This is a genomic window from Mycoplasma sp. 3398, from assembly GCF_053851555.1.
In genome coordinates this window covers 1-15,409 of sequence record NZ_JBSQAW010000008.1, presented here as the reverse complement: position 1 = coordinate 15,409, position 15,409 = coordinate 1, and the positions used below count along the sequence as shown (strand labels likewise).

The following is a 15,409-nucleotide window of genomic DNA, read 5'->3' as shown; positions in this document are numbered from 1 at the left end:
TTAAGGAGAAAAAATGTATTCAGATTGTAAGTGATATATGATATCAACTGTTTCAGGCAAGGAAGATAATGTTGTTGAAGCATTGAAAAACAAAATTAGTTCTCAAAAAATGGAAGATTTCTTTAAGGATATTAGAATTTTTAAGATGCCCCATTTGTCTAGCAAAGAATTGCAAAAGAAAAGCAGGGGTGAGGAATACAACATTAAGTATGTAAATATTTATAAAGGTTATATTTTTCTTAATATGATAATGACTGATGAATCCTGGTATTTAGTTCGTAATACACAATACGTTACTGGTTTGATTGGATCTTCTGGAAAAGGTGCAAAACCAACGCCAATCAGTGAAAACACCTTTGAAAAAATGGTTGAAAAAGAAAGGATTCTCATTGAGAAATTTGAAGCGGGAGATATTGAAACAGCATTTAAAGAGGGGATTATTGTTAAAATTAAGAGTGGTATATTCAAGGGCGGAGTTGGCGAAATTATTAGAAATGATGACATTGAGCAAAAAGCATTTGTAAATATTGAACAATTTGGAAGAAAAGTGCCAACGGAATTCTCACATAATGACCTTGAGATTTGCTCTTAGTTATTTATGGTATTTATTTTAGAGGAGAATTATGAATAAAATAACAAAAACGTTAATTAGTATTGGTTCGATTTCTGCTTTGACTCTCCCATTAATTGCCATTTCATGTACTAACTATAAAGCAGAATTAGAAAGAGAAGTTTCCCTTGCTAAGCAACAATTATCTAATATTGAATTTGCTGATGATTATGAGGACAAATTAAGAAAAGAAATTATTGACGCTGAAAATATATTAAAAAATAATAGCAGTAAAAATATCGATTATCAGAAGGCACTTAGTGATTTTATTGAAAATACAAATAAAATTCTTAATGATAATAAAACAACAACTGAAAAATATAGTAATAACCAAAGAGATGTATTTATTTTTTTAAATACATTAAAGCAATATGCACATGAACAGTTGTCAGATAAAAAATATAATGAATTGAAAATTGAGTTAGTTAAACAATACAGCGCAAAAGAAGAAGAAATTAAGAAAATAAATTCAGTTTTATTTAATGATAATGCTAAAGCCAAATTAATACAAGAACTAAATAAAATTCTTGATGACATTAAAACGAAAAAAGCTGAAGTTGACAAAAAAGCCAGTGCTAAATTATTTTAAAAAAGAAGAATCATAAAATATTTGAATCTTCTTTTTTGTTTTTATATAAGGAGATTATTTTAAAAAAATGAAGGAATTTTGGTTTAAGGAAGGCGAAAAGCTAGATGAATTAGTTAATTATCTTCTGTCATTTAAAAAAATAGAAGCTATATTATTAGACGGGGAATTAGGTGCAGGGAAGACAACATTAACTGCGCAAATAGCCAAAAAATTAGGTGAATCTAAGGCTGTGGTTTCCCCAACATTTAATACTATAATATGCTATGATAAAATGGTACATATTGATGCGTATAAATTAGTTGGTGATTTATTCCCATATGAAGAATATTTTGAAGATAAAATCGTTGTTATTGAATGGTCAAAAAACATTATACATAATTTTAAATATTATTTTAATATTGAGGTCAGTCTTCATGAAAGGGATGGTCAAATTTTTCATTTATTTAAAATAACTAAGCAAACTTGTTATCAAGGCTTATTCATTGAAACTTCTTTGCCAGATTTTTGCATAGCTTTAACTGAAAATGGTAATGTGATTGACCATATATTAATTGAAAAACTAATTAAAAAAACTGATAAATTCTTTGAATCAATAGATGAGTTATTAGGAAGAAATAATACAAAGTTGAATTATCTAGATAATCTTTACATAACAAATGGACCTGGAAGTTTTACCGGAACACGCCTAGCCTTTGTTTTTGCATCTACCAATAAACTTCTTCAAAATGTAATCGCAAAAAATGATATAAAAGTTTTTATTGCGCCAACATATGATTTGTTTTTTAAACAACTAAATTTGGACGTTATTTATATAAAAGCTAATAGGTATAAGGCATATGAAGTAATTAAAACTAATTTAGGAATAACTATAAATTTAGTTGATAGTATAAATTCAGTAATAGATTTTAATTACCAAAATTTCTTTAAAAATTTTAGTAAATATGTTGATTTATTTAGAGAATCAAGTGACATCTTAAAAGAGGAATTAATTTATGCTTCTGATCCTCAAATTGGAGGTGTTTAATGAAAATTTTTGCTATCGAGAGCTCTCATGATGATACCTCTTTTGCTATTTTGGAAGATAATAAGCCTGTTTGAATGAAAACTATATCTCAAACAGAAATTCATAAAAAATATGGTGGAACCATTCCAGAAATTGCTTCGAGATTGCATGTTAGAAATATTGCATTATTAATTGAGGAATTTAAGAATATCGTTGTTAATAACAAGGAGATTTGTAAGAATATTGATTATATTGCTTATACTAAGGAACCGGGATTGGTAGGATCGTTGCAAATAGGTTTTATTGTTGCACAAACAATGTCCAGAATATATCAAATACCAGCAATTGGGTTAAATCACTTAGAAGGCCATTTTTATTCAGCTTTTATATCGAAAGAATTAGAATTTCCTGCCTTATGCTTATTAGTTTCAGGTGGACATTCGCAATTGATGTTATATACTGATTCTAATAGTTTTGAGATAGTCGGTGAAACTTTGGACGATGCCGTTGGTGAGGTTTATGATAAGATTGCTAGAAAACTATCATTAGGTTTTCCGGGTGGACCAATTATTGATAATATTTGAATTAAAAATAAAGAAAAATATAAAAATAAATTTTCAATTCCACATACATTAAATGAATTAGATTTTTCATTTAGTGGAATCAAAACAGCCGTTATAAATCATTTTAATAGTCTAATAAATAGAAACGAAGAAATTAATATTAATAAGATTGCTTGTGAATTCCAAAATACGATAATTGCCTACCTTAAAATTAATTTAGAAAAGGCAATTAAAAAGTATGGACCAAAATGTATTACTTTAGCAGGGGGAGTAAGCGCTAATAAAGGAATTAGAGAAATGGTGTTAACCCTTCACAACAATGTTTATCTACCATTAATGGAGTATACAACCGATAATGCAATGATGATTGCTAGATTAGCTTATGAAAAGGTAAAAAAATAATATGTGAAAATTTATAAAAAGTTCAACTTCACAGGAAAATTGATTAGATTTTACCAGTTATGAGATTGTTTTTTGAGGGCGCTCAAATGTAGGAAAGTCTTCGTTAATTAATGCTCTAGCTAATAATAAATTAGCAAAAACTTCTTCAAGTCCAGGACGTACAAGATTAATAAATTATTTTGAAACTAATAACAAAAAGATTGTGGTTGATTTGCCCGGTTATGGTTATGCTAGTATGTCTAAAAAAGAACAGCAGAAAGTTAGCGGAATAATAGATTATTATTTTCGCAACAGCCCAAATGATAAGATAGTTTGTTTCTTAATTGATGCCAAGATAGGGTTTATGCCGATAGATTTGGAAATGATTGTGTATATTAATAATTTAAAAATACCATTTAATATTATTATTACTAAAATTGATAAGGCTAACCAATCACAAAGGCATAGAGTAAAAACCCAGGCACTAACATTTAAAAAAGAAGTAAATATTTTTATAGTCTCATCAGAAAAAAAAGTAGGGTTGCAAGACATTATCAAACATTTTGATTTTTAGTATTTAAATATGTTGCTTTCCAAAAATTTAAAATTACTAAAAATTAAATAATCTATGTTTAATTTAGTGTGCATTGGTCCATTTTTATATCAATTTTTGTATAATTTTACATATGAAAAACAAAGAAGACAAAAAAAGATTACTCATTTTAATAATTCAAGTATTTACTTTATTTATAGTACCAATGATTCTTTTGTTTGTAGGATTATTCCATTTACCTAATAATTGAAGAGTTCCTATTATTGTTATTTATTCGCTTTTGGTATTGGGCCTTGGAGTTTTTATATTTTTCATCATAAGAAGATATTTAAAAGAATCATCAATTGCAAATCAAACCCTAAATCAGTTCATTCAAAACGAAATAAGTGATCAAGGGATTGGTACTATTATTTTTTTAAATAATGGAAGGATTATATGAGCTTCAAACTTTGTTATTAACAAATTTGGCAAGTCGATAGTCGGAAAAAATATAAAAACTGTTTTTAATATTGAAGAATGAGATGGGAATAATAATAACTTTGTTTTTAAAAAAGATGACTATGAGTACGATGTTCAGGTTATTTTTGAAAAAAATATTGTTCAGATTAAAGATATAACTATTCAAACAGCTTTATTAAATGATTATAAGATGCAACGTGTTGTTTTTGGCGAATTTCATATTGACAATATGAATTTATACCAAGTATCCTTATCACAAGAAGATCTTTATGCTATATATTCAAGTTTTGGGTCCTTGTTTGATGATATTTCTAAAAGTTATAATATTATTTACCGGCAATATGAGAATGGGCGTTTCTTTGTTTTAACTAATCAAGAAACTCTTGAGCAACTAGAAAAAACCAACTTTGAGGCATTTAATCAACTTAAAAATAAGAGTCTGCATAAAGGTATATCCTTGACATTGTCTGGTGGGTTTTCATATGGTTTATTCAAGCTGGAAACACTTGATAAATTAGCCAAAGAGGCATTATTACAATCCAAAACCCGTGGTGGAGACCAAATAACTGTTTTAACAAAAAATGAACATCCAAGATATTATGGAACTAGCTCAGAAATAAACATCAATATGTCTCGTACTAATGTTAGCTATATTTCTAAGGTTTTGATTGCAAAATTAAAGTCTAAGAATATTAACAAAGTTATAATTTATGGTCATAAGAACGCCGATCTTGACGCGCTGGGTTCTGCGTGGGGTATTCATAAATTAGCAAGAGCTTATGAAAAAGAAACATTTATTCAAAACAAGACATTCGATGAAACCACGCAACGCGTTTATGATCATATGAGTCCATTAGACAAGCAAATCTTTATATCGCCAAAGGAAGCGACATTATTAAATGATAAAAAAACACTTGTAGTAATTTGTGATGTTGCTGATGAAACAAGAATTGAAAATCCCAACGCATTTAAAGGTATTGAAAAGGATAATATAATCATTATTGATCATCATCGAATCGGGGCAAACCCATTATATGCTTTTAGAGAAAATACTTATATTGACTCATCAGCATCATCAGCCTCAGAAATTGTTAGTGAAATAATTGCTATTTCAAATAATGGTGACAAGATGGATGAGATCACAGCACAATATTTGTTAAATGGCATTTATCTTGACACTAATAATTTTCAAAAACAAACAAGTTCCAAGACTTTTTCAGCAGCTGCCTTATTAGAGATATGAGGCGCTAAGATCCAAATTTCAGTTAATACTTTAAAATTAGATATAGAAACCTTCAAACAAGTTTTAGAACTTCTTGAAAACTTGCAGGAGGTTAAACCTGGATATTTCATTGCTTATAAGAATATTTTTGTTTCCCCTGATGTAATTTCAATTGCTGCCGATGAAATCCTAAGAGTTAATGGAAGAAAAGCAGCCTTTGTTATTGGCAAATTAGCTGGGACTAAAAAATGTAAGATGTCAGCCAGAGGAATTGACACTAATGTTCAATTAATTGCAGAAGCAGTTAACGGTGGAGGACATTATGGCACGGCAGCTGCTGAAAGTGATGAAAATATCGAACTTTTTGTTGATAACTTAATACAAGCGATAGTGAGTGTAAAAAATGAAAGTAATAATAATTAAACAATATGATAAATATAAAGCAAATGAAATTGTTGAAATCAATGATGGGTTTGCAAAAAATTTCTTAATAAAAAATGGTTATGCTCAACCAGTGAATAAGCAAACTCTAGCTAATTTAGAAAGAGTTAAGCAAAACATTGCCGAAGATCATGCAAGGGAAGTTGAAAAAGCGATTGTTTTAAAAGAGCAAATTGAAAAAATAACTTTAAACTTTTTCTTAAAATCGAACGGAAATATTGTTCACGGTTCAATAACCAACAAGGCTATTGAAAAAGAATTGATAAAACATAATATTAAAATTAGTGCTCATGCCTTAAATAAAGATTCTTATAACACTTTCGGAAAACATTATATTAATGTAAAGCTTCACCCGGAAGTTAATGCAATTTTATTAATTCAAATATTCGAAGAAAAATAATTTTATAACATAAAAAAACAATAAAATGAAGGGAGCAAAATGAGCATGCAAACATTAAACCCAAGAGAAACTGCTATTGCTAATAATGAAGCCTCCTTATTGGGATTAATTTTATCTGAACCTGAAACATATTTGAAAATTGCTGTTTTAATAAGGCCAGAAATGTTTCACTTTAAGAGTCATCAAATATTATATTCTGCTATTGTTGAAGTGCATAACTCTACTGAGCATTTTGACCTTTCTAATTTATTGGTTTACTTAGAGCAAAAAAAGCAGTTTGATTTAGTTGGTTCATTTTATATGAATACTCCTGAATATATTGGCTATTTGGTTCAAAATGCTGGTTTCTTGAGTGAAATTGAAATATATGTAAAAAACATAATCGATCAATATAAAATCGATAAACTTAATGAATTAATAGTTGATATTAAAAATACTATTGATAATAAAACCTTTAATGTGTCGGACCTTTTATCACATATTCAATTATCCTTGATCAATATTGATATATCAGAAATTAATTCCTCATTTGAAAAAATTGGCGATGTTGCAAACAATATAATGCAACAAATTTTGCGCAAGGAGGATAGTGATATTGGAATAGGATTGCAACTTGGTTTTCCAGAATTAGATGAATGCTTGCTTGGTTTAAATAGTGGGGATTTAACTATTATTGGTGCTAGACCGGCTATGGGTAAAACGGCCTTTGCTTTGAATATTGCTAATAATGTAGCTAAACAAGGAAAAAACGTTTTATTTTTTAGCCTTGAAATGTCCAATCCACAATTAGTCCAGCGTATGATTTCTATAGATTCAACTGTCCCTATTTACAAACTTAAAACCAAAGAATTAAGTATTGATGATCAAAGAAATTTATCTCATACTGTCGAAAACATGTTTGAGTGAAATATTGTATTAAATGATCTTGCTACTTTAAATATTTCGGATATTATTACCTTATCAAAAAGATACGCCCGAAATGCTAAGGTTGATCTTGTTATTATAGATTACCTGCAACTTATTGGAGACAATTCAAAAAGGTCGCAAGAAAATAGACAACTTGAAGTGGCCAAGATTTCACGTTCATTAAAGCAACTTGGTCGGGAATTAGCATGCCCTATTATTGCCTTAAGTCAATTAAGCCGTAGCGTTGAAAAACGTGAAGACAAAACCCCTATAATTTCTGATTTAAGAGAATCCGGGGGTATTGAGCAAGATGCTGATAGAGTTATCTTTTTACATCGCGATGACTATTATCGAAACAAAAAAAATGATCAAAATGCTAATAACGAACAAAAGGAAATGTTTTCAACAACAAACGTTATTGTTGCCAAAAACCGTCACGGATCAACTAAAACTATTCAATTAGGGTTTTATCCTGACTTTAATAAATTTGTCTATGTCTTAAAGGAACACGGCAACAACAAACATCAAATTTTCAAAGAAAAGGAGGATTAAATCATGGATAAGAAACAAAAAAACTTAGATAAAAAAATTCAAAAAACGAAGCTTTCCGTTGAGCAAAAAAAAGCTCTATATGATGAAAAAATGGCTATCTTAAACCCACAACAAGTAACCATTTTTAATATATGAAAAAAATATCCTAAAAAAGTTATTTGAATGTTATTGAGTGCTTTTTTATACAATATAGCAATTACTGTTTTTCTTAGAAAGGCAGCAACTATTGCTTCGGGCACATCATCGCTTTCTCAAATTATTACTTTTACTGCTCCTGCTACTGCACAATTCTATGGTTTATTTTATGTATTAGTTAATTTACCATTAATGTTTGTTTTCTGAAGAATGAATCCGAGAATGTTTATGGTTTTAACATACTATTGAATGCTATTTCAGGTTATTGTTCAATTAATATATATAGAATATGACGGTCGTGGATCAAATCCAATTGTTAACTTTATTAATCAAAAAATTTCATTCTATAATCCGGTTGGCGAGAATAATTTCTATTGGGCTCCTTTCGGAATTGATACGAGAGTAGTTTCAAAACTATATAACAACGGACAAAGTAAAGAAATATTAAAAGTTCTTCAAGGCGAAAATTTAACAATTGAATTTGATAAAGGCGCTAAGGAAGTTATTACTTATTTTCAAAATCAATACGCTCCAAAAGACTTGAATTTGATAGTTAAAAATATTACTGATTCTGCATTAGTTGAACAATTTAAAATAGGAAAAGTATCACTCTTAGGTTCAATACCTTTATTATTAAAAGACACTAAAATTTATGGTGTTTATGATGGACAAAATTGGCCGGTTCTTGTCTATGCTATTATGGGTGGCGCTTCAGAAGGATTTGCTTCTATAGTTGCATGAAGACAAAAAGGTTCTATTGGAGGAACATCAGTTATTTCTAACTTTATTGCATATAAAAATAAAAAACCAGTTGGTAATGTATTCTTAATGGTAGCAATTTGCTTTTCATCTTCATCAACGATTATCATTGGTTCGTTAGAATTTAGCGGCAATATTACAGGGCATGTTTGAAATTCGGGCTTATTCTTAGTAAGAATTTTAGGTACTATTTCATATTTATTAGTATTTTCGACACTTGTTAATAAGTTTTATCCTAAATATAAGAAAGTTAAAATTGAGATATATACAAGATATCCTGAAATTGTTGCTGAACAATTTAAAAAGATTGGTTATGCTCACTCATTTAATATCTTTAATGGCGTTGGTGGATTTAGCCATGAGGAATTTGGTAAAATTGAAACTGTTGCTTTATTTTTAGAAAAAGATATTATTATGGAACAAGTTAAGAAAGTAGATAAGTCTGCGTGAATAACTACCTCAAATATTCATAATATATCCGGTGTGTTTGATACATCGTTTGTTGATTAAGAGTCTATATAGAGACTCTTTTTAATTTTTTATAATACTAGTTTCGTATAAAATAAATTTTTATTTCGTTAAAAACTTTATAATTTAATATATTTTATTGGAGTAAAATGAGCAAAAAAGTAATTTTAGGAATGAGTGGCGGAGTTGATTCTAGTGTGTGCGCATACCTACTTTTAAAACAAGGATATGATGTTGAAGGTTTGTTTATGCGAAATTGAGATTCATTTTTAAACAATGATTTCTTAGGCAATGAAGATATTTCACAAAATATTTGTCCACAAGAACAAGATTATCAAGATGCAAAGGATGTTGCAAATCAACTAAATATTAAGCTACACCGTGTGGATTTTGTTAAGGAATATTGAGACAATGTTTTTAAATACCTAATTAATGAATATGAAATTGGCCGTACACCAAATCCTGATATTTTTTGTAATAAATTTATAAAGTTTAAAGCTTTTTCGGATTATGCATTCAATGAATTAAAAGCCGATTATATTGCTATGGGTCATTATGCATACACTAATGATGGGGAATTATTTCGGGCCTTTGATCAGACTAAGGATCAATCGTATTTCTTGGCTCAATTAAACAATGAACAACTAAAAAAGGTTATTTTTCCTCTAGCTAATATAACAAAAAATGAAGTAAGAACAATTGCTAAGAAGTTAAACTTAAAAACTGCCTTTAAAAAAGATTCAACAGGCATTTGTTTTATTGGCGAAAGAAGATTCACAAAATTTCTTGAAAATTATATTCCTGCTCAACCAGGTGACATAATTGATATTGCCACAAGCAATAAGGTTGGGGAGCATAACGGCGCAATGTATTATACAATTGGTCAACGCAAGGGTTTAAATCTCGGTGGATTTAAGAAACCTTATTTTGTTGTTGGACATAATATTAAAAAAAGAATTATTTATGTTGCTAATGAAGACCATAAAGAATATTTGTTATCCGATAAGATTATTGCCAAAGATTGAAATTTAATTGCTAAAACATATAATCAGGAAAACCTGTCGGCCAAATTTAGATATCGTCAAGAAGATATCAAATGTAAGATTCAACTTTTAGACAATAATGAAATTGCGATCATGTACAATGAAACAGAAGCTATAACCCCAGGACAACAAGTTGTAATTTATGATGGTCAAAAAGTTGTAGGGGCAGCAATCATTGATAGAATTTTTTATAAACAAAAACAAAAGAATTTTTTATAAATCAAATAATGATATAAACAAGGAGAAAAAATGCTTTCATCAAAACAAATTAGACAAATGTGACTTGATTTTTTTGCTTCAAAACAACATCTTGTTGTAGAATCTAAATCTTTAATACCTCAAAATGACCCTTCATTATTATGAATTAATTCGGGTGTGGCAACATTAAAAGATTATTTTAGCGGTAAAAAAGTTCCGCCCGCAAAGAGAATAACAAATTCGCAAAAATCAATTCGTACTAATGATATTGAAAATGTTGGTATAACCGCAAGACATCACACCTTTTTTGAAATGCTAGGAAATTTTTCTATTGGTGATTATTTTAAAAAAGAAGCTATTGCATTTGGATATGAGTTTATTTTTAATGTATTGAAACTCGAAAAAGAAAAAATATATATAACATACTATGAAGAAGATTTGGATACATATAATAGATGAATTGAGTTAGGTATAAACAAGGACCATCTTATAAGTGGAACAAGAGATACTAATTTTTGAGATGTTGGTCAAGGACCTTGTGGCCCTGATACTGAAATTTTTTATGACCGGGGTGAAAAATATGATAAGCGCGGCATTGAATTGTTAAAAGAAGATATTGAGAATGATAGATATATTGAAATATGAAATATTGTATTTTCGCAATTTAATAATGATGGCGAAAATAACTACTCTGAATTAGCTACTAAAAATATCGATACTGGTGCAGGGTTAGAAAGAATAACCTCTATTATTCAGGATGCGCCTACTAATTTTGATACTGACCTATTTTTGCCTATTATTAGAAAAGTAGAAGAATGAACAAAATATCACTACGATATAAATAACTATTTTACAAAAGAGCCAGAACAGTTAAAAATTAATACTTGATTTAAGATTATTGCGGATCATATTAGAGCAAGTGTGAATGCTATTAATGATGGCGTTAGCCCCTCAAATGTTGGTAGAGGATACATTATTAGACGTTTAATAAGAAGAGCTTACCGGGCTGGTTTATCATTAGGAATACAACAAAAAACTTTTTTATATAAATTAGTTCAAGTTGTTAAGGACTCATTGATATATGAAATCGATGTTAAAACTGTTTCAAGGGTAATTTCTGATGAGGAAAATTTATTTGCTAAAACCATTAAAGACGGCGAAAAACTTCTTGAACACGAACTAAATAAAAAAGGTTTTATTGATGCTAAAATTGCCTTTAAAATGTTTGATACCTATGGCTTCCCTATTGAATTAACGGCTGAAATATTAAAAGAAAAGAATATCGAAATTAATTTGCAAGAATTTTATGATTTTCAAAAGGAACATCAAGAACGTTCAAAAGGCAGCTTAAAGGCTGCGATGCAAAAGGTTATTAATTCGCTTTCACTGGTTGACAGGAAAATTTCTGAATTTATTGGTTATGAATTTCTTGAGTCTAGATCAAAAATTATCTATTTGCTAAATGAGGAACAGGAAATTGATAAGGTAGATGGCGATGATGATTTTTCATATGTTATTCTTGACAATACTCCTTTTTATGCAACTAGTGGTGGACAAAATCATGACTTTGGCTATATGATGCAAGGAAATAATAAAATTGAAATAATTGATGTATTTAAAGATAAATACCAAAATCATGTTCATTATGTTAAGGGAAAGATTGATAAGAATTTACCTATTGAATGTTATATTGACAAAGAAAAAAGAATTAATTATGCTAGAAATCATAGTTCAACACATATTATGTTCCATGCTTTAAGAAGAACTTACACAAATGATATTATTGAACAACTTGGTTCAAACATTCATCCTGAATATTTTACATTTGACTTCGGATTAGATCATCGGCCAACTAAGGATGAAATTAAAAAAATTGAGCATATTATGCATGAATATATTGCAATGCAGGCTAAGAGAAATTATATTATTACTTCAGTCAAAAAAGCACAAGAAATAGGGGCATATATGACAATTGATGAATCTGAATATTATGATGCTAATAATGTCAGAGTTGTTGAATTTGAAAATATTACTAAGGATTTATGCGGTGGGACACACGTTGAAAATTCTGGCATAATCGAAAACTTTAAAATTGTTTCTGTTGATTCAAAGGGAACTGGAATTTATCGTTTGAAGGTTATTACCTCTGAAGAGTATGTTAATAAACATTTATACAATGAAATTTTAGAAAAGCAAAAATTATTGTCTTCCTTGGTAAAGAATAATAGAGCATTAGAATCTAATTATAATTTATCTTATTTGGTAGATATTCCTAGCCTTTCATCGCAGAAAGAAAAAATGTTGGATTATTATGATGAAGTCGAAAGTAAATTAAGAGAAGATTATAAGAAATTATTAAAAGAAAAGAATAATGAATCAGTAAATTTAAATGCTTATAATCCTGAAATAATTGGCAATAATGTTAAGTTATTCATAATTAATGAAAATGATGCAAGCTTACTAAGAAAAATTGCTGTGCAAATTCGTGAAGCAAATGCCGATGCATTGATAATCGGTCTTTCTAGAATTAAAGATGATAATTATTTTTTAATTGTTGCTTCAAAACAATATGACTCAACAAAGATTTTTAAAAGGATAATTTCTAACTTTAATGGTAAAGGTGGCGGTAATCAAATAGTATCGCAAGGATCAATTAATTCAACTAAACAGATTAAAATAATTATGGATGAAATTAAGGAATTAATAAATGCGTAAACTAGCTATGGATTTAGGCTCAAAAACATGCGGTTTTGCTATCAGTGATATTAATAATATAATTGCTTCTGGATTAGAAACACTCTATTTTGAGGAATGACATTTTATCGACGTTATTAGGAGAGTAAAATATTGACTATATGAAAGTCAATATAAGAATGAAATTGATACAATTATCTTAGGTTATCCAACAAGAATGGATTTTTCAAGAAGTCCAAGGACAATCATGGTGGAAAAATTTAAGCAAAGACTTCAAGACAATGTTGAAATAAATGTTATTTTACAAGACGAAAGAGAAAGTACAATATTTGCTGAAAATATTTTATATAATGCCGGATACAATGGCAAAAAAAGAAAAAATAAAAAAGATTCATTAGCTGCCCAAATCATACTAGAGGATTATTTAAAAAAAGGTTAGATTTATGGAAGAAATCAATAAAAACAACAATAAAAACATACGACAAAAATTATTTATCTTCTCACAAGAAAGAGAAATCATTTTGGAAAACAATGTTAAAATGTGAGTTTTGTTTTCGATTGAAGAAAATGGTGAAAAATACATATTTTTAACTAATAAAAAAGGTATTTTTCTATTTAGACAAACAAAATCTCATATTTTAGAAGAGGTAGAAGATGAAGGGATTGTTTCAATCTTAAGTGATTTATTAGAAGAGTTTGCTAATGAATTTGAATTAGTAGATGAAAATGGCGAATCTATTGAACACATTTTGTTTGAAGCTGAGACGGTAGATAATTTATGCGCAAATTAATATATATATCATCTATTTCTAACGGGACAAGCAAAATACCTCCCAATGTAAGAACGGGATTAATTATTTCTATTGCTATAGCTTTATTAATTGCCATTATCGCTCTTGTTCTTAGTCTTTATTATAAGAAGAAGGCTATTAAAAAATATTTATCCCCTAATGAAGAACGCGAAAAAGAAAAACTTATTAAAATTAATCCTAATTATGGTGTGGTTCTAAGCGGTATTAAGAAGTTTTATAATAATGATTTAAGTGATTTTTTTGTATGTTTTGTTGTTAATACCATTTATTTAAATGATTACCATAATATTTATATAGAAGATGATGATAATTATCTTGCTTTATCAGTATCAAATTTAGCTAATAAGAAAGTATTTTTTAATGGAACAATAGATTTAGGCATTAATGAAAAAATTTTATATGAATTTCCGGATCTAAAATTTGAAAATATCCAAAGTGTTGCTAAGCTTCCAAATGACAATGAATTAATAATAATTTTAAATAATAAAGATCAATTATTGGAATCAACCATAAGTTCTAAAATAAACTTTTTAAACCCAAAAGGAATAATGATTATTGAAAATAATAAAAACATTAATTTAGATTTGTTAAAGAAGATATCAGCAAATCTTGGTTTGCGTTATGAAACTTTAAAATTCAAAAATAAAAGTGTTATACTTTTAGCTAAAAATAACATAAAAGACATTGTTGAAAGAGGAGAAAAAGAAGATGGAAGATAAAAAAATATATTTAACAAAGGAGAGCCTTGAACAATATGAAAAAAGATTAGCATATTTGCAAGAAGAAGCTAGACCGTTAGTCATCGAAGAAATCAAGGAAGCTAGAAATCAAGGTGATTTATCAGAAAATGCTGAGTATGATTCGGCCCGTGATAAGCAAGCTGCCATTGAAAACGAAATTCTAGAAATTCAACATATTTTAGAAAACGCCCATATTATTGTTGAAGACACAACCGGTTCTCATATTGTTAAAATTGGTTCAACAGTTAAGGCTTTAAATTTAAAAAATAATGCTGTTTTAACTATTATTATTGTTGGCGCACTAGATGCAGATCCATTTAGTGGGAAAATATCTAATTCTTCTCCGTTAGCCAAAGCAATTCTTAATCATAAGGTCGGCGATATTGTAGAGGTTGAGGCCGCTCCTAAATATAAGGTAAAAATTGAATCAATAATGTAGCTAAATATCCAGATTGATAGATAATTAAAATATATATTGTAGGATATAATAATAAATTATAGAACTTCCGTATTTTTTAAAAATATAAGGAGGTTTTTTATTTTAAATCTTGAACTTTTTGCAATATTTGCTTTTAACAAAAATATTTAAAAAATTTTGTTAAATTTATTTTATTTTTTTTAACTTAATCATGTATAATGATATGGTACTTATTTTAAAAACGTTCTTATTTAATGTAAAAAATTAAAAAATTTTCATAATAAAAAGTTTAAAATAATGTATACTTATAAAAGTGCACTTTTTTGTGCCTAATATGTAGTTCTTTGAAAACTGGATACGAATACCATAACGTCAATTTTAATTTTTTAAAAATATAATAAAACCAAAATCAAATTTTAAGAGTTTGATCCTGGCTCAGGATGAACGCTGGCTGTGTGCCTAA

At 28.3% G+C, this 15,409-nt stretch carries 15 protein-coding genes; all 15 read left to right on the top strand.

Annotated elements, in window-relative coordinates:
• Positions 1-13: 13 nt before the first annotated feature.
• Positions 14-592: a transcription termination/antitermination protein NusG gene (gene nusG / locus ACWXVK_RS02680; RefSeq protein WP_456017164.1), complete on the top strand. Its 579-nt coding sequence runs from the start codon at positions 14-16 to the stop codon at positions 590-592.
• 31 nt (positions 593-623) lie between these two features.
• Complete coding sequence (locus tag ACWXVK_RS02675; RefSeq protein ID WP_456017162.1) at positions 624-1,199, top strand: variable surface lipoprotein; 576 nt, start codon at positions 624-626, stop codon at positions 1,197-1,199.
• 67 nt (positions 1,200-1,266) lie between these two features.
• Positions 1,267-2,223 carry a tRNA (adenosine(37)-N6)-threonylcarbamoyltransferase complex ATPase subunit type 1 TsaE gene (tsaE, locus tag ACWXVK_RS02670; RefSeq protein WP_456017161.1) on the top strand — a complete coding sequence of 319 codons (957 nt, stop codon included), beginning with the start codon at positions 1,267-1,269 and terminating at the stop codon, positions 2,221-2,223.
• Complete coding sequence (gene tsaD / locus ACWXVK_RS02665; protein ID WP_456017159.1) at positions 2,223-3,167, top strand: tRNA (adenosine(37)-N6)-threonylcarbamoyltransferase complex transferase subunit TsaD; 945 nt, start codon at positions 2,223-2,225, stop codon at positions 3,165-3,167. Before tsaE ends, tsaD begins: the two co-directional genes overlap by 1 nt.
• Before the next feature lies 1 nt (position 3,168).
• Positions 3,169-3,720 (top strand): ribosome biogenesis GTP-binding protein YihA/YsxC, encoded by a 552-nt coding sequence (yihA, locus tag ACWXVK_RS02660; RefSeq protein ID WP_456017158.1) that lies wholly within the window; start codon positions 3,169-3,171, stop codon positions 3,718-3,720.
• Positions 3,721-3,832: 112 nt separating this feature from the next.
• The gene (locus ACWXVK_RS02655) at positions 3,833-5,803 is read left to right on the top strand and encodes a GGDEF domain-containing protein (protein ID WP_444705021.1); all 1,971 of its coding nucleotides are present in this window, start codon (positions 3,833-3,835) and stop codon (positions 5,801-5,803) included.
• A complete protein-coding gene (gene rplI / locus ACWXVK_RS02650) occupies positions 5,784-6,221 on the top strand; it encodes a 50S ribosomal protein L9 (protein ID WP_438340659.1) in 438 nt (145 codons plus the stop codon). Before ACWXVK_RS02655 ends, rplI begins: the two co-directional genes overlap by 20 nt.
• Positions 6,222-6,266: 45 nt before the next feature.
• On the top strand, positions 6,267-7,679 hold the full coding sequence (dnaB, locus tag ACWXVK_RS02645; protein WP_438340660.1) for a replicative DNA helicase: 1,413 nt from the start codon (positions 6,267-6,269) through the stop codon (positions 7,677-7,679).
• 3 nt (positions 7,680-7,682) lie between these two features.
• The gene (locus tag ACWXVK_RS02640) at positions 7,683-9,083 is read left to right on the top strand and encodes a YitT family protein (RefSeq protein ID WP_455993945.1); all 1,401 of its coding nucleotides are present in this window, start codon (positions 7,683-7,685) and stop codon (positions 9,081-9,083) included.
• 107 nt (positions 9,084-9,190) lie between these two features.
• Positions 9,191-10,303, top strand: a complete 1,113-nt coding sequence (gene mnmA, locus ACWXVK_RS02635) for a tRNA 2-thiouridine(34) synthase MnmA (RefSeq protein WP_456017156.1) — start codon at positions 9,191-9,193, stop codon at positions 10,301-10,303.
• A gap of 30 nt (positions 10,304-10,333) precedes the next feature.
• The gene (gene alaS, locus ACWXVK_RS02630) at positions 10,334-12,997 is read left to right on the top strand and encodes an alanine--tRNA ligase (protein ID WP_456017154.1); all 2,664 of its coding nucleotides are present in this window, start codon (positions 10,334-10,336) and stop codon (positions 12,995-12,997) included.
• The gene (gene ruvX, locus ACWXVK_RS02625; protein ID WP_438340664.1) at positions 12,990-13,415 is read left to right on the top strand and encodes a Holliday junction resolvase RuvX; all 426 of its coding nucleotides are present in this window, start codon (positions 12,990-12,992) and stop codon (positions 13,413-13,415) included. Before alaS ends, ruvX begins: the two co-directional genes overlap by 8 nt.
• A gap of 4 nt (positions 13,416-13,419) precedes the next feature.
• Positions 13,420-13,767: a hypothetical protein gene (locus ACWXVK_RS02620; RefSeq protein ID WP_438340665.1), complete on the top strand. Its 348-nt coding sequence runs from the start codon at positions 13,420-13,422 to the stop codon at positions 13,765-13,767.
• Positions 13,755-14,507, top strand: coding sequence for a BC85_0335 family putative methyltransferase (locus ACWXVK_RS02615; RefSeq protein ID WP_444705026.1), 753 nt, complete (start codon positions 13,755-13,757; stop codon positions 14,505-14,507). Before ACWXVK_RS02620 ends, ACWXVK_RS02615 begins: the two co-directional genes overlap by 13 nt.
• Positions 14,497-14,967 carry a transcription elongation factor GreA gene (greA, locus tag ACWXVK_RS02610; protein ID WP_438340667.1) on the top strand — a complete coding sequence of 157 codons (471 nt, stop codon included), beginning with the start codon at positions 14,497-14,499 and terminating at the stop codon, positions 14,965-14,967. Before ACWXVK_RS02615 ends, greA begins: the two co-directional genes overlap by 11 nt.
• The last annotated feature ends 442 nt before the right edge of the window (positions 14,968-15,409 follow it).